The 18,888-nt window shown below is 52.2% G+C and carries 17 protein-coding genes; 9 read left to right on the top strand and 8 right to left on the bottom strand.

The annotated features are described in order from the left end of the window. Positions 1-66 precede the first annotated feature (66 nt). A complete protein-coding gene (locus tag PAEVO_RS21925) occupies positions 67-2,508 on the bottom strand; it encodes a 3-hydroxyacyl-CoA dehydrogenase/enoyl-CoA hydratase family protein (RefSeq protein ID WP_100539667.1) in 2,442 nt (813 codons plus the stop codon). After that, positions 2,505-4,685: a (Fe-S)-binding protein gene (locus PAEVO_RS21920; protein ID WP_100539666.1), complete on the bottom strand. Its 2,181-nt coding sequence runs from the start codon at positions 4,683-4,685 to the stop codon at positions 2,505-2,507. Before PAEVO_RS21920 ends, PAEVO_RS21925 begins: the two co-directional genes overlap by 4 nt. Positions 4,686-5,152: 467 nt before the next feature. On the opposite strand from PAEVO_RS21920, the gene PAEVO_RS21915 reads away from it, so the two are divergent. The 3 genes from PAEVO_RS21915 (at position 5,153) to PAEVO_RS21905 (ending at position 7,794) form a co-directional block, all read left to right on the top strand. Beyond that, positions 5,153-5,743: a TetR/AcrR family transcriptional regulator gene (locus PAEVO_RS21915; protein ID WP_100539665.1), complete on the top strand. Its 591-nt coding sequence runs from the start codon at positions 5,153-5,155 to the stop codon at positions 5,741-5,743. A 39-nt stretch (positions 5,744-5,782) separates the two neighbouring features. Continuing rightward, a complete protein-coding gene (locus tag PAEVO_RS21910) occupies positions 5,783-6,550 on the top strand; it encodes an electron transfer flavoprotein subunit beta/FixA family protein (protein ID WP_100539664.1) in 768 nt (255 codons plus the stop codon). 266 nt (positions 6,551-6,816) lie between these two features. Next, positions 6,817-7,794: an electron transfer flavoprotein subunit alpha/FixB family protein gene (locus tag PAEVO_RS21905; RefSeq protein ID WP_100539663.1), complete on the top strand. Its 978-nt coding sequence runs from the start codon at positions 6,817-6,819 to the stop codon at positions 7,792-7,794. Between the two features lie 182 nt (positions 7,795-7,976). Here PAEVO_RS21905 and PAEVO_RS21900 read toward each other — a convergent pair whose 3' ends face one another. Then, complete coding sequence (locus PAEVO_RS21900; RefSeq protein WP_100539662.1) at positions 7,977-8,294, bottom strand: MazG nucleotide pyrophosphohydrolase domain-containing protein; 318 nt, start codon at positions 8,292-8,294, stop codon at positions 7,977-7,979. 218 nt (positions 8,295-8,512) lie between these two features. On the opposite strand from PAEVO_RS21900, the gene PAEVO_RS21895 reads away from it, so the two are divergent. Continuing rightward, positions 8,513-9,091 carry an LOG family protein gene (locus tag PAEVO_RS21895; RefSeq protein WP_100539661.1) on the top strand — a complete coding sequence of 193 codons (579 nt, stop codon included), beginning with the start codon at positions 8,513-8,515 and terminating at the stop codon, positions 9,089-9,091. A gap of 185 nt (positions 9,092-9,276) precedes the next feature. Here the strand turns inward: PAEVO_RS21895 and PAEVO_RS21890 are convergent, their stop codons facing one another. Both PAEVO_RS21890 and PAEVO_RS21885 read right to left on the bottom strand, forming a co-directional pair. Then, positions 9,277-10,020, bottom strand: a complete 744-nt coding sequence (locus PAEVO_RS21890) for an SDR family oxidoreductase (RefSeq protein WP_100539660.1) — start codon at positions 10,018-10,020, stop codon at positions 9,277-9,279. A gap of 308 nt (positions 10,021-10,328) precedes the next feature. Continuing rightward, the gene (locus tag PAEVO_RS21885) at positions 10,329-10,919 is read right to left on the bottom strand and encodes a TetR/AcrR family transcriptional regulator (protein ID WP_243390893.1); all 591 of its coding nucleotides are present in this window, start codon (positions 10,917-10,919) and stop codon (positions 10,329-10,331) included. Positions 10,920-11,152: 233 nt separating this feature from the next. On the opposite strand from PAEVO_RS21885, the gene PAEVO_RS21880 reads away from it, so the two are divergent. Next, positions 11,153-12,136: a helix-turn-helix transcriptional regulator gene (locus PAEVO_RS21880; protein ID WP_133120348.1), complete on the top strand. Its 984-nt coding sequence runs from the start codon at positions 11,153-11,155 to the stop codon at positions 12,134-12,136. Positions 12,137-12,234: 98 nt separating this feature from the next. After that, positions 12,235-12,852, top strand: a complete 618-nt coding sequence (locus PAEVO_RS21875; protein WP_100539658.1) for a GyrI-like domain-containing protein — start codon at positions 12,235-12,237, stop codon at positions 12,850-12,852. 97 nt (positions 12,853-12,949) lie between these two features. Here PAEVO_RS21875 and PAEVO_RS21870 read toward each other — a convergent pair whose 3' ends face one another. Beyond that, on the bottom strand, positions 12,950-13,663 hold the full coding sequence (locus PAEVO_RS21870) for a class I SAM-dependent methyltransferase (protein ID WP_100539657.1): 714 nt from the start codon (positions 13,661-13,663) through the stop codon (positions 12,950-12,952). A 97-nt stretch (positions 13,664-13,760) separates the two neighbouring features. Continuing rightward, positions 13,761-14,102 carry a hypothetical protein gene (locus tag PAEVO_RS21865; RefSeq protein ID WP_243390892.1) on the bottom strand — a complete coding sequence of 114 codons (342 nt, stop codon included), beginning with the start codon at positions 14,100-14,102 and terminating at the stop codon, positions 13,761-13,763. 139 nt (positions 14,103-14,241) lie between these two features. Here PAEVO_RS21865 and PAEVO_RS21860 point away from each other — a divergent pair, with 139 nt between their 5' ends. Further along, on the top strand, positions 14,242-15,003 hold the full coding sequence (locus PAEVO_RS21860; protein ID WP_100539656.1) for a kanamycin nucleotidyltransferase C-terminal domain-containing protein: 762 nt from the start codon (positions 14,242-14,244) through the stop codon (positions 15,001-15,003). A 167-nt stretch (positions 15,004-15,170) separates the two neighbouring features. After that, positions 15,171-16,919: a M28 family peptidase gene (locus PAEVO_RS21855; RefSeq protein ID WP_100539655.1), complete on the top strand. Its 1,749-nt coding sequence runs from the start codon at positions 15,171-15,173 to the stop codon at positions 16,917-16,919. Positions 16,920-17,062: 143 nt separating this feature from the next. Here PAEVO_RS21855 and PAEVO_RS21850 read toward each other — a convergent pair whose 3' ends face one another. Next, positions 17,063-17,506, bottom strand: a complete 444-nt coding sequence (locus PAEVO_RS21850; RefSeq protein ID WP_100539654.1) for a DUF3888 domain-containing protein — start codon at positions 17,504-17,506, stop codon at positions 17,063-17,065. Between the two features lie 245 nt (positions 17,507-17,751). On the opposite strand from PAEVO_RS21850, the gene PAEVO_RS21845 reads away from it, so the two are divergent. Continuing rightward, positions 17,752-18,678, top strand: coding sequence for an alpha/beta hydrolase (locus PAEVO_RS21845; RefSeq protein ID WP_100539653.1), 927 nt, complete (start codon positions 17,752-17,754; stop codon positions 18,676-18,678). Positions 18,679-18,888 lie beyond the last annotated feature (210 nt).

Genomic DNA, 18,888 nt, shown 5'->3' with positions numbered 1-18,888 from the left:
CGTTAATTTGGTGAATTGTACGTTGCGACTGATAGATTATCTCTTGGCTGTGAAGCTCTCATCGCCCTAATTTCGAAGCGGCTTGCCTTTTGCCAGCATATGCTGCATGCGCTGCTGGGTTTTGACCTCGCCGAGCAAGCTGAGGAACGCTTCGCGCTCCAGGTCGAGCAGATGCTGCTCGCTCACCACGGTTCCCGCTGGAACATCGCCGCCGGTCAGGATGTAAGCCAGCTTCTTCGCGATCAACAGATCGTGATCGCTGATATAGCCGCTTCGCTTCATGTCGATGGCGCCCATCTGAAGCACGGCCCGGCCGTCGCGGCCGACAACACGGGCTTTGCCCGGCTGCGGCGGAACATAGCCTTCCCGGTCCATCTCTAATACCGCTTGCTTCGCTTCATGGATCCGGTAGTCCTGGTTCATGACCACCGAATCTCCGCTCCGCCCATAACCCATGCGAATCGCTTCATGTCCGCTGGTCGATGCCTTGGCCATCGCCACCATCTCGAAGATTTTGTTGATCTCCGGCTGGAGGTCGCTGTCCTTATCGGGGTGACGGTTGCTGGTCATGAGCGCCAGCTCCTTGCAGCCGCCGCCTGCCGGGATGAGCCCGACCCCTGTCTCCACGAGACCAAAGTAGGTTTCCGCCGAGAAAATGATCTGGTCGGCGGGCAGGCACGCTTCCACGCCGCCGCCCAGTGTCATCCGGTGAGGTGCGGCCACAACCGGCTTCTCCAACCCCTTCAGCTTCATCATGCTGCCCTGGAACAGACGGATGATGTCATCCACCTCATCCCAGTCGCCGCTCTGCGCTTCCATCAGCATGAGCATCAGGTTGGCGCCGACGCAGAAGTTGCGGCCTTCGTTCGCCAGCACCAGCCCGCGATAATTCGCTCGAACCTCTTCCACGCTCTGCTGAATCATGACCAGAATATCGGCACCGATCGCGTTGTTCGGCGAGGTGAATTCAAGACACGCAACGCCATCCCCAATATCGATCAGATTCGCCCCCGTATTCGAGCGGATGATTCGGTTTTGCGATTTGAGCGCTTGCAGCGAGATCAGCTCAGGCTGAACCTCAACGCCCTTATACTCGCCTTTGAAATAATGGAACACCTCGCCGTCCTTCTGCTGATAGAAGGACTTGTTGCCGGCGGCAATCCAATCCTTTACCCAAGCCGGGACCGTCATGCCCTCCGCTTCCATTCGCTGCACGGATTCCGGCAGTCCGATCAGATCCCAGGTCTCGAATGGACCGAGCTCCCAGTTGAAGCCCCATTTCATCGCGTTGTCGATGTCCTGGATGGAATCGGCGATCTCTCCCAGCTTGTCGGCCGCATAGACAAGCACTTGCTTCAATACATTCCAGGCCAATTCCGAGTAACGGTCCTGCGTACCCAGGAATGCCTTGATCTTCCGCTTGGCTCCCTTCACCGCTTTGGCGGCTTCGATAGAAGCGGAGCTCACCTTGGCGCTCGGATTATACTCCATCGTGGACAGGCTGAGCGATAGGATTTTGCTGCCTTGATCGCTCTTTACTTTTTTATAGAAGCCCTGGCCGCCCTTCTCACCGATCCAGCCGCGGGCGACGAGTTCATTCATGACATCGGGAACCGTGAACACATCCTTCTCGTTCCCGTCCGGCACGGAGTCGTACACATTTCTGGCAACATGGACAAACGTATCGATGCCGACCAGATCCAGCGTACGGAAGGTGGCGCTCTTCGGACGCCCGAGAACAGGACCGGTGGCCGCATCCACTTCCTCCACGGTATAGCTGTTCTTCACCATCTCCTGCAGGGTGACCAGAAGACCGTAGGTGCCGATTCGGTTCGAGATGAAATTCGGCGTATCCTTCGCCAGCACAACCCCTTTACCAAGGCGCTTCGAGCAGAATTCAACCATAAACTTCGTAATGTCCGGATCGGTGTCATAACCCGGGATAATCTCCAGCAGCTTCATATGACGCGGCGGATTGAAGAAATGGGTCCCCAGGAAGTGGCTGCGGAATTCCTCGCTGCAGTCCTCCACCATCGCATTAACGGAAATGCCGGAGGTGTTCGTGCTGACGATCGACCCTTCTTTACGCACGCCCTCAATCTGTTTGAAGATGCTTTTTTTGATCTCCAGGCGCTCCGTGACCACCTCAATGATCCAGTCCACGTCCTTCAGCTGGCTCAGATGATCCTCGGTATTACCCGGGGTGATCCGGCCCACAAAATCGGCGCTATACAGCGGAGCTGTGCTGGATTTAGGCAGAGCCGCAATGGCTTTGGCCGCAAGCCGGTTTCGTACCTTCGGATGATCCAGCGACAATCCGGCTTTCTCCTCTTCGGCGGTTAAGGATTTCGGAACGATGTCGAGCAGCAGGCAGGGAATGCCGGCATTGGCGAGATGGGCGGCGATCCCCGACCCCATGACGCCAGAGCCGATCACGGCGGCTTTGGTGATGTTTCGACTTGCGACACCCGAACCGTTGACGGATTCCTTGGTAATGGTATTACTCATTGCACAACGACCTCCTGTTCATGGATTTCGGATAGACCGAATACGGATAACTCCAGGATTTCCGCGATATCTCGCGTTTTTACGCTTTCTTCCACTTCCTTCAGCTTCGTGCCGTCCTCCAGCATCGTCAGACAGAACGGACAAGCCGAACTGATCATCGTCGGGGATACGGCCAATGCCTGCTCGGTACGTGCCAGATTCACACGCTTGCCCGCGTCTTCCTCCATCCACATCTGCCCGCCGCCGGCCCCGCAGCACATCCCGTTCTCACGATTCCGCTCCATCTCCAGAAGCTCAACGCCAGGAATGGCGCGAAGCACGCTGCGCGGCTGATCGTACACATCGTTATACCGTCCCAGGTAACAGGAGTCATGATAGGTGATTTTCTCCTGTACCTGGTACTTAGGCTTAAGACGCCCTTCCTTCAACAGCTGATCCAGCAGCTCCGTATGATGAATGACCTCGGCTTCAAGCCCAAACTCCGGGTACTCGTTCTTCAAAATATTGAAGGTATGCGGACAAGCCGTCACGATTCGTTTCACATCGTACTTCTGGAATGTCTCGATGTTCTCCGTGCACAGCTGCTGGAACAAAAATTCATTGCCCATCCGGCGCGGCGTATCGCCCGAATTCTTCTCCTCGTTGCCGAGAATGGCGAAATTGACACCCGCTTCATTCATAAGCCGGACAAAGGCCTTGGTGATCTTGCGGCTGCGATTATCGTAAGAGCCCATGGAGCCGACAAAGAACAGCACGTCGAAATCCGGATTTTCCTTTACAGTCGGAATCTTCAGATCCAAAGTCCCTTCCGGATCGACCTCCTTCACCCACTTGCTCCGGTCCGCGCGGCTGATTCCCCAAGGATTGCCTTGTCGCTCGATGTTTTGCATCGCGCGCTGGCCTTCCTGCGGCACGCTGCCCTCCATCAGAACGAGATGACGCCGGAGGTCCACGATTTTGTCAACGTGCTCATTCGCGACCGGACATTGGTCCTCGCAGTTGCGGCAGGTCGTGCACGCCCAAATCTCTTCTTCCGTCATGACGCCGCCGATCAATTGAATGTCCTTCGGGTCTACGCCCTCGACCTGATGCCAGGAGCGCTTCTGCACCTCCATCGTCGGTCCGATATCGGTAATGCCCTCGCCCTTCCAGCCAACAAGGGCCAGATCCGTTGCGCCCATGGAGTGAACGCCCGGTGATCCAAACACCGAGGCAGGCATCCATGCTGATTTGGAGGTGAGCGCGGCACCTTTTTCCGTGAGATGATCCCTTAGCTTCACAATCATGTGCATCGGCGACAGCAGCTTGCCTGTATTCGAGGCCGGGCATACGTTGGTACATCTTCCACATTCAACGCAGGCATAGAAATCGAGCATCTGCTTCTGCGTAAAATCCTCAATCTTGCCTACCCCGAATGCCTCGGCCTCTTCATCCTCCAAATCCAGCTTGCTGAGCTTGCTCGGGGGATCGGTGCGGCGGACCAGAATGTTGATCGGCGCCGTAATGAGGTGAAAATGCTTCGATTGCGGCACATAGATAAGGAACGACAACAGAATCAACAGATGCAGCCACCAGAAAGCGTAGTAGCAAACCGTAACCGCCACCGGCGGCATCCAGGCAAACACGGCCGCAATGCTGGAGGATATCGGTGCCATGGCCGACCACGCCAGTCCTTCCATGAGCCGTTCAAAAGCCATCGTCAGCAGCACCGAAGCCATCAGCGTGGTGATGAAAAACACGACTATGCTTGGCTTCCAGCCCCGCTTGAGCCGTTTCAGCTTCTCGCCATAGCGGCGATAGGCCGCATAACCGATAGCGAGCAGTATCAGCGCAACCGTAATCTCCTGCATGAGGATAAAGCCGGCGTGCCCCGGAATCGGCAGGCTGTGGCCGGACAATCCCTTCCAGATGATGTCGAGCGCACCGAACTGCAAAATGATAAATCCGTAAAACACGATAAAATGCATGATGCCGCTCTTGCGATCCTTAAACAGCTTGCTCTGTCCGAATACCTGGATGGCGAATTGGCTCAGGCGTTCCTTCAGATCCTTCTTCAGATTCGCTGGCTTGCCCAAACGGATATACAGGTACCGGCGATACACCACGGTGGCGAACATATACACCGCCCAACCGGTGATCAAGACAAAGAGCAGCGCGTTGATTAATGTCAGAATCATCTCTCTCAGCCCCTTGCGTTAAAAATCCTTCTTTCTTCTGATAGTCTGGTGCAGCGTCCCATTTTGCGAAGCTCCTGTCACTCCTTCCGAAACCTCTTGTCATGTGTTCATGTCGGGACATATATGAAGCGCTTTCATTAGAGGAACGAAAATAGACCTCCACATCGTGCCGTGCCGACCACGCTAAACCGAACTTCATCGTTTCTGGCTGCATCTCTTCATCCGTACATCGCCCTCATCTGTACTTGCCTGCGGATACCCAGTGACTTGTTTCTTCCGGTTGAACTGCCGTCTATTGCTCTGATATGAACGCCTTATTCTGCTGCTCTGATCCATCTGCTTCATCCATTTCGCGCTTCTTCGTAACCCATCGTTGACAACGACATGAACGTATTTTATGATGGATACAAGAAATGAATGAGTATTCATTCATAATTTTAACTGTATTCTAACACCGGGGTGAGCATATGACAAGTAAAAAAAATGAAAAATACCACCTTATTCTCCAGGGCGCCCTGAAAGTATTCGCCGAGAACGGCTACCACCGGTCCCAGGTTTCCAAGATCGCCAAAGCTGCCGGCGTGGCTGACGGCACCATCTATTTATACTTTAAGAGGAAGGAGGATATCCTGATCCGCCTGTTCCAGGAGAAGCTTGGCGAGCTGGTCGGCAAATTCCACGAAAGCGTGGAAGGAACCACGGATGCCGTTGAAGCGCTGCGGACGGTGTGCAGCATCCATTTTTCGGAGCTGGAGAGCAATCCTGAGCTTGCTTATGTCACGCAGATTGAGCTGCGGCAGAGCGATCTGGAGCTGCGCAAGGAAATCGGCAGCGCATTGAAGCCATATATTGTGCTGATCGAGAATATTCTGGAACAGGGCATCAAAGAACAGAAATTCCGTTCCGATCTGAACGTCAAACTGGTGCGCAACCTGATTTTTGGCGCGATGGACGAAGCGGTAACCTCTTGGCTGATCTCCGGCCGCAAGTATTCTTTATCCGATCAGGCGGATGAGACGCTTAGCTTTTTCCTGAACGGTGTTTCCGGCGGTCAATAAGTCCCGCCGATATTCATAATTGAAGGGAGCGTTTAACCGATGAAGATTGTGGTATTGCTTAAACAGACCTTTGACACGGAGGAAAAAATTACGATTGAGAACGGATCGATTGCCGAGGATGGGGTGAAATTCGTCATCAATCCGTATGACGAGTATGCGGTGGAAGAAGCCGTGAAGCTGCGGGATGACCACGGCGGCAGCGTGACACTCCTATCTGTCGGACCGGATCGTACGGCAGAGGCCCTGCGGACGGCGCTGGCCATGGGCGCCGATGATGCCGTGCTGATCTCCGACGAGCGAATTCCGGACGATGAGTATGCGGTATCGAAGGTGCTGCATGCGTATTTGTCCAAGGAAAGCCCGGATCTGATCCTTGGCGGCAACTTCTCCGTGGACCGCGGTTCGGGTCAGGTGGCCATTCGCCTGGCGAACCTTCTCGGTATTTCGCATGCCGGCTCCATTACCAAGCTTACGCTGAACGGTACCACGGCTGAAGTGCATCGGGACGCGGAAGGCGATCTTGAAGTGCTGGAAGTTCAGCTCCCGGCGATCTTCACGGCACAGCAGGGATTGAACGAACCCCGCTATCCATCGCTGCCTGGCATCATGAAGGCTAAGAAAAAGCCATTTCAGACGCTGACCCTGGATGATCTCGGGTTATCAGAAGCCGATATCCAGCCAGCAACGAAGCAAAGCGAGCTGTCCTTGCCGCCGGAGCGAAGTGCCGGACGCATTCTGAAGGGCGAGCCTGCCGAAGTGGCACATGAGCTGGTATCCTTGCTCCGCACCGAGTCAAAAGTGATCTAATGAACGGGTGTACGGGTGTGCCCCTTTGACTCTCGCTATTGAATGCGGTTACACAGCACCGACAGAGAGCCATGTCATCATTCCTTATGTATTCTGATTGTATGGTTTACGGGATGTCCGTCATGCACGCTTTTCGCTTGATACGTTTCGCGAATCCGAGCAGCAGCGGTCGGAGGAAATCTCCTGAATTCGCTTGGGTTGCTCAGGATGGTTCAATCGTCAAACTCTCTTCACTTCAATCTCAATGGATCCTAGGAGGCTATGATATGAGCAAAACGATATTAGTGTATGCCGAGAACCGGGATGGGAAGCTGCGCCAAGTTGCCCTCGAGACGCTTGGCGCGGCTCGTTTGATTGCTGGTGACGGTGACAGCATCCGCATTCTGGTCGCAGGCTCGAATATTACCGAGGCCGTATCGGCCCTGAACACCTACGGTGCCGATATGATCTATACGGTTGAGCATGATGATCTGGAGAGCTACAATCCCGAAGCTTATATGACGGCCATTGAAGCGGTCATCAGTCAGGCGCAGCCAGATGCCGTCCTATTCGGACATACGGCGATCGGCCGCGACCTGGCACCGCTGGTGGCTGCTTCCTTGAATGCCGGACAGATCTCCGACGTAACCGTGATCGAGGCCGAAGGTGGAGAAGCGGTGTTCACACGTCCGCTCTATGCGGGTAAAGCTTTTGAGAAACGCGTCTTCCAGAACGGACCGTGGGTGGTCACGGTCCGTCCGAACAATATTCCCGCCGCGGAAGCCATCGAGGGGGCTGGCACCAGCATTGAGGACATCGCTTACCCGGCTCCTTCCCTCCGCTCCGTGGTAAAGGACGTCGTTCGCAAGACCACGGGTAAAATCGACCTCTCGGAAGCCAAAATCGTCATTTCTGGCGGTCGCGGCGTGAAGAGTGCGGAAGGCTTCCAGCCGCTGGAGGAGCTCGCGGATCTGCTCGGTGGGGCCGTCGGCGCATCGCGCGGAGCCTGTGATGCCGGCTACTGCGATTACGCGCTCCAGATCGGACAGACCGGCAAAGTGGTCACGCCCGAGATCTATATTGCCTGCGGCATTAGCGGCGCCATCCAGCATCTGGCCGGCATGAGCCAATCGCGGGTTATTATCGCCATTAACAAAGATCCTGAAGCACCGATCTTCAAGGTAGCCGATTACGGCATCGTCGGCGATCTGTTCGATATCGTCCCGCTGCTGACGGAGGAATTCCGCAAGGTCCTGGTAACGTAAGACTTCTTATTGGTTTATCCCACGGCAACATGTCAAAAAAGGCTGCTCCAAAAGGTCCAAGGGACCTGGAGCAGCCTTTTACCTCGTAAGTTCTGCCGTAACAATGCCCCCTTCGGCTACGAATCATTCCTGGGGAGGCAGCCTCGTCAATGGGATGCAAAACAGGAACTAGCGTATTACCTTTACGAACCAAACCGCTTCAGCAGCTTCTGCTGATGGGCCGTAAATGCTTCTTCCAGCGAAATGTCATAGAGATCCGCCAACAGTGAAATGTTGCCGAGCACGTCGCCGATCTCCTCCACCAAATCCTGCTTGAGCTGTTCTCTGGATTGAACCTCCTCGTCGGGGCGGTCCCTGCCGATCTCATAAGCGCGGACGGCACGCGCCGTTTCCCCTGTCTCCTCCATCAAAAACCCAACACGAATAAAGGGACCGTACTGGGTCCAGCCTCGCTCCCCGTAAAACTGTTTAATCCACTGCTGTGCTTCATTCATATCCATACTTGTGCTACCTCCGCGATTCCCTGGGATGACTTAACCTTTACTTTTTACACAATTCAAGAACAAACTCATGATAATGCTAACATGTATGCCATAAGATAAGAGGGTGCCATCTGATGATCATTAACAATATAGTCCATCGATGCCATGACATAAATCACTATATATAGTATAATTACACGGATTAAATATCAACATCTTGTCAAGGAGTGTGCGAATTGAAAACGATATGCGTATTTGCGGGATCGAACATGGGGGAACATCCAGACTATAAAGCGAAAGCTTCCGAGCTCGGCCAACACATTGCCAACAACCAATACAAGCTCGTATACGGCGGCTCCAAAATCGGATTGATGGGTGAAGTAGCTAATGCGGTTCTGCAGCATGGCGGTGAAGTTATCGGTGTCATGCCGAGGGGACTGTTTAAAGGGGAGATTGTACATACCGAGCTGACCCAGCTCATTGAAGTAGCGGATATGCATGAGCGCAAAGCGACGATGGCGAAACTGTCCGACGGGTTTATCGCCATCCCGGGGGGTTTTGGAACCTTTGAGGAATTGTTCGAGGCATTGTGCTGGTCGCAAATCGGAATTCATCAGAAGCCGATCGGACTGCTGAATGTCCGGGAGTATTATGAACCGTTCATGAAGCTGATTCAGTACAGTATTACGGAAGGTTTCTCCAATGCCTCCCACTTAAACCTGATCAACATCTCCGATGACCCGCTCAAGCTGCTTGAGCTCATGGATAGCTACACGCCTCCGACGCTGGACTTGAAGTGGAAGGACCTGGATTAAGTGTCTTGAATGCTGTAAGTGTCTTGAGTGCTGTGATTGCCTTGAGGGAGATAGCGCTCTCAGGAGGAAAATTCTTAGGCTCAAGAATATGTTACAGGTAATTATGGCGCCTTTGCGCGATCTACCGTAAATGAAGAATGCACCGGGAATCCCGGTGCATTTTTATTTTTGCAATAGCAGCGATATTACACAAACCCGCCATTCACGCGGAGCGTTTGACCCGTGATCCATTTCGACTCTTCACTTGCCAGGAACAGCACGACCCCTGCAATATCATCCGGTTCGCCTAGGCGTCCGAAGGAGTTCATGCTCACGATCCCCGCAATCTGTTCCTCCGACTTACCTACGGTAAATAGCTCCGTATTAATCGGCCCCGGCGCCACCGCGTTAATTGTAATTCCTTTGGGTCCGAATTCTTTGGCTAACTGACGCGTAAACTGCTCCACAGCGCCCTTCGTGCCTGCATATACGCTGTATGCCGGAAACATCTGTCCAGCTACCGACGTCGAGAAATTGATAATGCGGCCGCCCGAGTTCATATGGTGAAAGGCCTGCTGGATCGCGAAATACGTTCCCTTCACGTTAATCGCAAACTGCTGATCGAAATCTTCCTCCGTCATGGCCGCAATCGGCTTGGTTGTCATGATGCCGGCATTGTTCACGAGAATATCGATTCCGCCATAAGCCTCGATCGATTCACTAAACAAACGTTCAATTGCTGCTACCTGACTTATATCGGCTTGAATGGCCCGAGCTTCGCCGCCGCCTTGCTTAATGGCGCTCACCACTTCCTCAGCTTTAGCGGGGCTGCTCGCGTAGTTTACAACCACCTTAGCCCCGTTTTCCGCAAGCCTCTCCGCTATTTCACGCCCGATGCCTCTTGATGCTCCCGTTACGATAGCTACCTTGCCCGATAAACTCTTTGTCATGGTACAACCTCCCGCATAGGAATTAGGTGCACGAGAATCTCATCAGATGATCCTCTGATCTGTATGTCCTTTTTGTAATTTGATTATATGTCTCCGTATAACAAATTACAAGTGACAATTTTATATTTTTGTCATTTGTAATGAAATGAGAACAAAAAAGACGCTATCCCATGCGAGTATCGCCAAGAATAGCATCTTTTTAACGTAGGGGGTGATCTCACCGCGTTAGCTCCCGACGTGCTATGTGGTGTCGTATAACGGAGGACTCGAGCACATCCTTATTCCCTCTTGCTATTAATCTAGCCTGTTTACTGTTTCGTGATTCCGGATAACAATAGCGTCCACACCGAGTCAAACTCGGCTTCAATCTCCTTCGAGGTCCACTGAGAGGCATGCGCCGGATGGTGAAACAGGGACGTTGCCATGAAAAAGGCTTTTGCCACTGACTCCGACTGACCAGGCTTAAATTCACCGACAAACATCCCATGATCGATGATCTGGGCAATCTGTCCGATTAACAGCTTTACATGCGTATCAATCACCTTGACGGCTTCCAGCGTCACGGTTGTATACATGGCAAACATCTCGGGATCCTCGAGGACATAAGCCCGTTTGGCCCGGATGAGGGTATCCGTCCATAACCGCAAGCGATTAGCGGCGCTCCCTTCCGTTCCGTCTGCAATCTTCTGTAACGGATCCGCAATCCGCTGCAGCCACCGTTCCGTTACGGCTTCTCTCAGAGCGGCCTTGCTGGGAAAATGCCGGTATAAAGATCCATGGCTCACCTGAAGCGCCTTGGCAACATCGACAACCGAGGTCTTGTCGGGGCCATAGCGCCGAAGCGTCTGCTCGGCAGCATCCAATATGGCTTCTTTCGTTAATGGCTGGTCATGTGACATAGGTTCAATGAGCACTGAGGCTTTCCATTATAGCCCAAATGCCCATCTTCACGCCCCCTCTCTGTTGAACACATTATAACAAACCATCATTCAATATCAATATTGAACTTTTGTTATTTGTTATTCTTGAAATCCCGGCCTCATCCCCTTGATCACACCCCCTCATGGATGGTTATAATAGCTTCATTGATCCGGATATAACCTAAATAACATGAAGAAAGCGAGTGCTGTCCATGGCTAAGCTGGACTATCTGTTATCCATCCTATGGCTGCTTCGATCGCAAAAAAAAATGACAGCCGAGCAATTGGCGGAGAGACTTGAGTTAAGTGTCCGAACGGTCTACCGATACATCGACACACTGGGTATGAGCGGGGTCCCCATCATATCCGAATCGGGGCATGGCGGGGGGTTCAGGCTGCCGGATTCTTTTTTAAGCGTGCCGCTGTTCTTCGAACCAACCGAGCTTAAAGCCATGGAACACAGCGCGCTTCTTGCCCGGCAAGCGGACTATCCGTTTACGGATGCGCTTGAAAAAGCACTCACCAAAATTGAGCACCGGCTTCAGGAATCCCAATTGGAAGACTTGCGGCGCCATGTCGGCAGCATCCATATCCCATCGCCATCACAAAGTGCCTTGCTTCATCCCATATTGCGCGAGTTAGAGCAAGCCGTTGCCAGACGGGAAACCCTGATCCTTCAATATGAGAAGTCCTTCAGCGGCTCCGCGGAGGAGCGCCATATTGATCCCTATGGGCTGATCTACCGGCTCGGCAAATGGTATTTGATTGCCTATTGCCATCAACGGGAGGCCCTCCGTGTGTTTCGGGTAGACCGGATGAACAGCCTATCGTTAACAGGCCGCATATTTGAAATGCCGGAACATTTCTCGGTACATGACTACATGAGCCGTATTCATGAGTACCAGGATCAGAATCCGAAGACGAAGACGATGGAACCAACGTTGGTGACCGTTCGCCTTCAAGGTCGCACCGAGGTCTTGGACGCGATATGCAACCAGTGGTTCCTGCAGCCTTATCTTGTCACTAGAAGAACTGACGACGAGGCCGAATTCCGTATGCATCCGGATTGGATGCTGCAATACATGCCTTATGTGCTGCTTTCTTTTGGCAGAGGAATTAATGTACTTGAGCCTCAGAAACTGCGAACCATTCTTTCCGAGACGGCCCGAGACCTGGCCGCATATTACGAGGACTGATCCTTCGATAACTTCAGATAACTTCACTGACTCCTATGCAGTCAGTGAAGTTGGTTTATGATAGGCGTAAATCATGACCATAAAGGAGAGATTTACGTATGACCCTACCTAAACTCGATCTGGCCAAAAGCGATAAAACCTATTACACCGCCGGGAACACCCCTGAGCTTGTGCAGTTTGATCCCTTGCCCTATCTGTCATTCGAAGGTCAAGGCGCGCCTGAAAGCTCTCTTTTCGAGGATGCTACCGAGGCGCTTTATACCGTTGCCTATGGCGTTAAGGGACATTGCAAGGCGGAAATTCAGGATTTTACCGTTCCTAAACTTGAAGGGCAATGGTGGGTGAACTCGGATCGGTACGGTTTGGAGGTTCCGAAAGAGGAATGGCATTGGAAGCTGCTCATTCGGATGCCGGCGTTCGTCACCCCGGAGATCGTAAGTTCCGCGCGGGACAAGGCCTTTTCCAAGAAAAATCATCTGGAACCCATTCAGCAGGTGGTATTGGAAACGATCCATGAGGGACTATGCGTCCAAATCATGCATATCGGCCCCTACAGCACAGAGCCGGATACGCTGGCGAAAATGTATGCCTACATGAAACAGCATCATTACGACCAGGACGGACTGCATCATGAGATTTATTTGTCCGATCCACGAAAAGCCGCAGCCGCCTCCATGAAAACCATTCTCCGTGCACCTGTCAGACAGAAGAATTAGAACAGACAGAGGAGTAAAGCGGGTCCTCTCTGAAAAGGACATCCGCGCAAAAGAGGGGGCCGGCATTGCCGACCCCCTCCCGTATTTTACGCTCATTCTATATCTTGCGAATGCTTAACAGCGAATTGCCTTTCTTCATAAACTCATATGGCACTTTGATTTCCTCTACCCGAAAGCCTTCTGCCTTCAGTTCATGAATCAGGCGGTCCAAATGGGCGTAGCGGCTCCCCGATAAATCGGTCAACGGGAAGATACGCACCTCTTCCGAGGACACTCGCAGCAGCTCCCGAACCGTCTGGACATGAAAGTCATAATCCAACCGGTCGCTGTACATAAACAGAAAATGGGCGGATAGCACCAGGTGAAACTGTTCGTTATCAAAAGGCAGCTCCGGCAGTACCGCAGCGACATAGCGATCCGGAAACTCCCTCATATCCTGAACGCAGTCGTGGAGCGCTTGCTCGCGATGCCGACGAAGCCCCTCCACATCTCCATAATAGTCCCAGACATAATTGCTCTTCGCTTGCTCCATCGTTTCCATCGCGTGCCCGATATCCTGCAGTCCCTTGGCCTCCAGGTCGTCCAGCTTATGATCATACGCAATATCACTGGCCGTTATATCGATTCCATGCTTCGAACCGTGAGCGGTGAACGAACACGCACCGGAAGGGCAATCCAATACCCTTTTGCCGGCTAGCTCCGACATTTCCAAATCAAACATTTGCGTGTACTCGTCAAACGTGCGGCCAATGAATACAACCCGGTCCAATTCTTGTTTGGTCTTGCCTTGACTCTGCTCATCTCTTCTCATCTCTTCTCACCTCAGCTATAGATTGGCTGCGGATGCGGCAGCTCCCGCACTTCCGCAAGGATATATTACCATAATATGGTGGAAAGGAATAAGAATATTATGACCCCTGCCTGTTCTTTTTAAGAAAATCTATAACATCATTCAAGTCATCCGTTTTCAAGACGATTTCTTTATCATTCACCAATACAACCATCGGAAATCTGGTTAGTCCTACAGCATCGGCCTTTTGCCTAACGGTCTCGTCCCTTACATTATGTAATATGGTAGCCTGTAAAGCCTCTTTGTCGACATCGGACATATGAACCTCTTCACTCCACCATACAACATGCGCCTGCTCATCCGGCTCTTTCGCGGCATTGGCATCTTCATAGAAATAATGAATTCGTAATTCATCTTCTCCTTCCGCGAGCAGTTCCTCAGGCACTTCGATCTTGCTCAAACTAGAACACCCAATCACCATCACCAAGACGAACAAAGACAGAACTCTCCTAAACTTCAATAACCCGTCACCCCCTAATACACCCGTTCTATGTATACTATAATATAGATAACTAACTTTCTTCGGAGGGGATTTCCTTATGTTACCTTATCCTGCGGCTACGACCAGAGAAGAGAAAATGAACATCATTCATCAAATCAAAGACCGGCTGCTTCAATTGCACGGCGATGACATTCTGGCCATTGGCCTGTACGGTTCGATTGCGCAAGGGATTGATGGTCCTTACTCGGACATTGAGCTTCGGGTTGTTACACAGGACGGAGTCTCCCTGCCCGGGCACGAATTCATATATCCCCCTTTCAAAGTCGAAATCGGCATGGAACAAAAACAGGACATATTCAAGGATGCAGCGTCGGTGGACGACTCATGGGCGATTACAGCGGGCGCTTATGTCCATCTACAGGAAATCTATGATCCGGCGAACCTGCTCGCTGAGATTCGGAAGCTGCCCCTCCAGGTTTCGGACGAAGCCATCAAAGAAACGATGCGGGAATTCATGATTTGGGAACCCTACGAAACGATGGGTAAAATACGAAACAACGTCCAATCCGGCAACCTAGGCTACCTCCCGCTTGGAGCCAAGGACCTGACCTGGCAGACGGCCAAGCTGATTGGACTTGCCAACCGTACGTTTTACAATACAAGAGCCAAGACATTGGAGGAATCACTGTCCCTGAAATCCAGGCCTTCGGGATACGATGAGCTGGCACAATTGGTGATGCGGGGTCAACTTCTCCAGATCGATCATGTGTATGAGCTTTGCGAACAGCTCTGGACCGGTCTGAACGCGTGGTATGAAAAAATGAATATTGAATATAAATCAAAAGAGCTTCCATTCTGATGGAGGCTCTTGCTTTGTGTTAAGCATGGAATGCTGATCATTCTCAATCTTATATTGACACATGTCATATTCTGGAACTACGCTGTGTAAGAGCCGATTTCTTACATAAGATGAAAGATCGCTTCACGAAACGCCTGAATGATCATAAAAGGAAGTGAGTATTTATCATGCAAATTCAATTGAGTAGACCGCCGGATTACAGACCTCCTTATTGGCTGCCGCTTACAACCATCCTCACCGTCATACTCGTTATCTCCCTCATGCTGTGGTTCGAGAAGCCGCCGGAAGCCAGAAATATCGATGCGCCTGCAACCGAGTTCTCTGCCGAACGCGCGATGGCGCATGTCGAGCGCATCGCACAAGAGCCCCATCCGATGGGTTCGCCTGCCAATGCGGAAGTCAGAGCTTACTTGGTGGAACAGATGAAGGAGCTCGGCTTGAACCCGGACGTTCAAGAATTTAATGGCCGCCTGACAACCAAGTACATCGACGCCGACATTCAGCTTACGAACATTCTGGGCGTCATTAAGGGCACCGGATCGGGCAAACCGCTCCTGCTTATGTCCCACTATGACTCGGTCCCTACCGGACCCGGGGCCAATGATGCTTCGGTAAGCGTAGCTTCTTTGCTGGAGACGGCAAGAGCGATCCAAGCCGGACCTCCGCCGCAGAATGACATATGGATTCTCCTGACAGACGGGGAGGAGAGAGGTCTGCTTGGTGCTGAGGTGTTCTTTCAGGACCCGGCACATCGCGAGATTGGCATGATCGCGAATTTTGAAGCCCGGGGTTCAAAGGGTTCGTCCTTCATGTTTCAGACCAGCGACAGCAACAGTCGGATCATTGAAGAATACGCCCGGGCCGTATCCAATCCTGTCAGCAACTCGCTCTTGGTGGACCTCTACAAACAACTGCCAAACGATACCGATCTGACGGTGGCGCTTGAGCATGGTCTCCCGGGACTGAACTTTGCCTATGGCGAAGGGTGGGTGGCCTATCATACCCCGATGGATAACACGGAGAACGTCTCCCTGGAGACGATGCAGCACCAAGGCGAGAACGCACTCGCCGTGGCCAAACATTTTGGCAATCTCGACTTGACTGACCTAACTTCAACAAGCGACCGTATTTATTTCAATCTATTTGGGCTGCTGGTTCATTACCCTGCAAAATGGGCGATCCCGATCACCCTGGTGTTCACGGCGATATGGCTGGGTTTCACAGCACTGTTTGCCCGTATCTCCAGACTCTCCCTAAAGGGAAGTTTGATCAGCTTGCTAACCCCGATTCTGGCCGTCGTACTCTCGACAGCGCTGAGCTTTGGCTTATGGTCGCTAGTTGATACGTTATGGGCAGGCAAAATGACGCAGCCCACAGGCGCAACCTATGATTCACTCCTGTACAGTGTCAGCTTCATACTGGTAACCTTCATCGTTCATGTTGCCTTCACCCGCTGGATCGTGCGGAAAGCCAATGAGATGGAGATGCTGCTGGCGGGCGCGTTCCTGTTCCTGCTGCTGCTTATCGGCTCAACCTGGTTCCTGCCGGGCGCAAGTTATTTATTTGCGATTCCGCTGCTGGTCCATTACGCGGCACTGGCATGGGCGGCATTTACCCGGGACCCGATCGAATCCTTAAACCATCCGGCTGTCGTACTGGGAACATCCCTGATTCCTGTTCTGATGTTCACTTCGGTCTTTCATATTGTGTTCCTCATGCTGCCGCCAGGGATTCACCTATTCAGCGTGGTTCTGATCGGGCTGATACTTGCCCTGATGTCCCCGGCTGTACGCATGCTCGCATATGCCTGGAAATGGGTACTGCCGGCTGCCTTCATCGCCATCATCGTTCTGCTCGCTATCGGCTGGATCCAGGCCGAGCCCGGGCCGGATCGGCCGGTTTACGAGAGCTGGTAATCATTGCAGGTACCCTTCCTGCTGCTTCAATGCTGGAGGGTGTGACACCCGATTAAACGCTCCATCATGATCCCCATGCCAAACAAGCAAACGCGCGAACCGCGTTTGCTTGTTTTTTTGACATTGGATCGGCTTAGCCGCTGTTACTTCACGATATCTTGCCAATGCGGGGGTAGCTCATACGTCTCCAGATGTTTGTATTCCACCAGCTTGACCATACCGCCGGGAATCGTCGGAGCCACTTCAAACACAAGCCGATCCTTTCCAACCGAAATATGGGGGCCGACCGTTGGGCTGGCCTCAAGCGTAATGATGAAATGAAAACCGCGGAATCCGTTCACCCGCTTCACTCCGGTCACATCTACAAAGTATGGATAAACCAGCGGCTGCTCCTTCAACGTATGGATATAATGCCCGCGAACCGCCTCATCGATATGAGGAAGCAGAAATAGCATCAGCATATCCTGATATTGCAGCTGCGCACTATCTTTCTTCGGCGAGGAATAGTTCCCCTCCGCATGGGACGGCAGCGGTACACCCATAACCGTAACGACGGCAAGAAATAGGCTGATGAAGCGTTTGTTCATAATTCTCTCTCGCCTCCTTGCTGCAGCTCTTTATATTTAGGCTACCCCAACCGATAGGATTGATGTAACACCCGCGAAACGAACGTGATCCGCGATATAGATTAATCAGGGCGCGTGCGATATGATAGGTGGAAGGAACGATCTCGTATCGGCATATGCCTTCCGCCTTCCATATCACCTTCATTCATCGTGTTCTACGGATACGGGAGGATATACAATCAACATGAAAAAAAAGGATTAAAATCATGTCAGCAGCTATCATCGCATTTCTGGTTGTCATTATTATCGCAGCAAGCTTCTACTTCTATAATGTCGCTATTGCCCGCGCCGACAAAGGCTTTCTGAACGGTAACCCGGACCTGGAAGCCAACTCCAATATCGACAATCCCTTTGCGGACAGCAAGGATTGGTGGGCCCAGCAGAGCTTAGAGGAATGGAACCTTACTTCAGACGACGGTCTGAAGCTGCATGCTTACTATTTACCTGCCAAGGTATCAACGGATAAAACCGTCATCATTGCCCACGGCTACTCCGGTCATTCGGAGCAGATGAGCGGATTCGCCCAAATGTACCATGAGGACCTGGGTTACAACGTCCTTCTTCCCGACGCGCGAGGGCACGGACGAAGCGAAGGCGATTACATCGGCTTCGGCTGGCCGGAGCGCAAGGATTATCTGAAATGGATTGATCAAGTCATCGGGCATACAGGCGAAGATGCTCAAGTCGTCCTTCATGGCGTATCCATGGGCGGTGCAACGGTTATGATGACCAGCGGCGAAGAGCTTCCTGCCCAGGTAAAAGCCATTGTCGAGGACTGCGGGTATACCTCGGTCACGGATGAGTTGACCTATCAGCTGAAGCGCATGTATAAGCTTCCGTCCTTCCCGCTGCTTCAATCCACAAGCCTGCTCACCAAGATCCGCGCTGGATACTCCTTCGGTGAAGCATCCGCCCTGGAGCAGGTCAAGAAGTCCAAGACCCCGATGCTGTTCATTCATGGCGGCGGCGATTTGTTCGTACCTACCGAGATGGTGTATGAGCTGTACGAGAATGGTCCGGAGCAAAAGAAGTTGTTCATCGTCCCCGAAGCAGGCCACGGCATGGCGCGCCAGTTCGATCCCCAGGGATATGACAGGGAAGTAACAGAGTTTATAGGTACGTATGTGTTATAAGAGAAATGAAGAAAAAGAGCAGCCCATGCGGACTGCTCTTTCATTTTTTGATAAGGGGAAGAATATACAATTTATCAGCTTCGCGGTCACATTTGTCCCGTACTGGCGGGATATACTCCATAAATCTGAACGAATAGAAGGCGTAGAACATGAACATAAGATTCTTAATTAGAGACCAAGATTAAGTTCACCTACTATTTGTTTAGGTTC

Origin of the sequence: Paenibacillus sp. GM2FR (assembly GCF_002803325.1) — a bacterium.
Lineage (GTDB): Bacteria > Bacillota > Bacilli > Paenibacillales > Paenibacillaceae > Paenibacillus_AQ > Paenibacillus_AQ lautus.
Note: the sequence above shows the minus strand (reverse complement) of the source record. Positions and strands in the feature narration are given on the sequence as shown.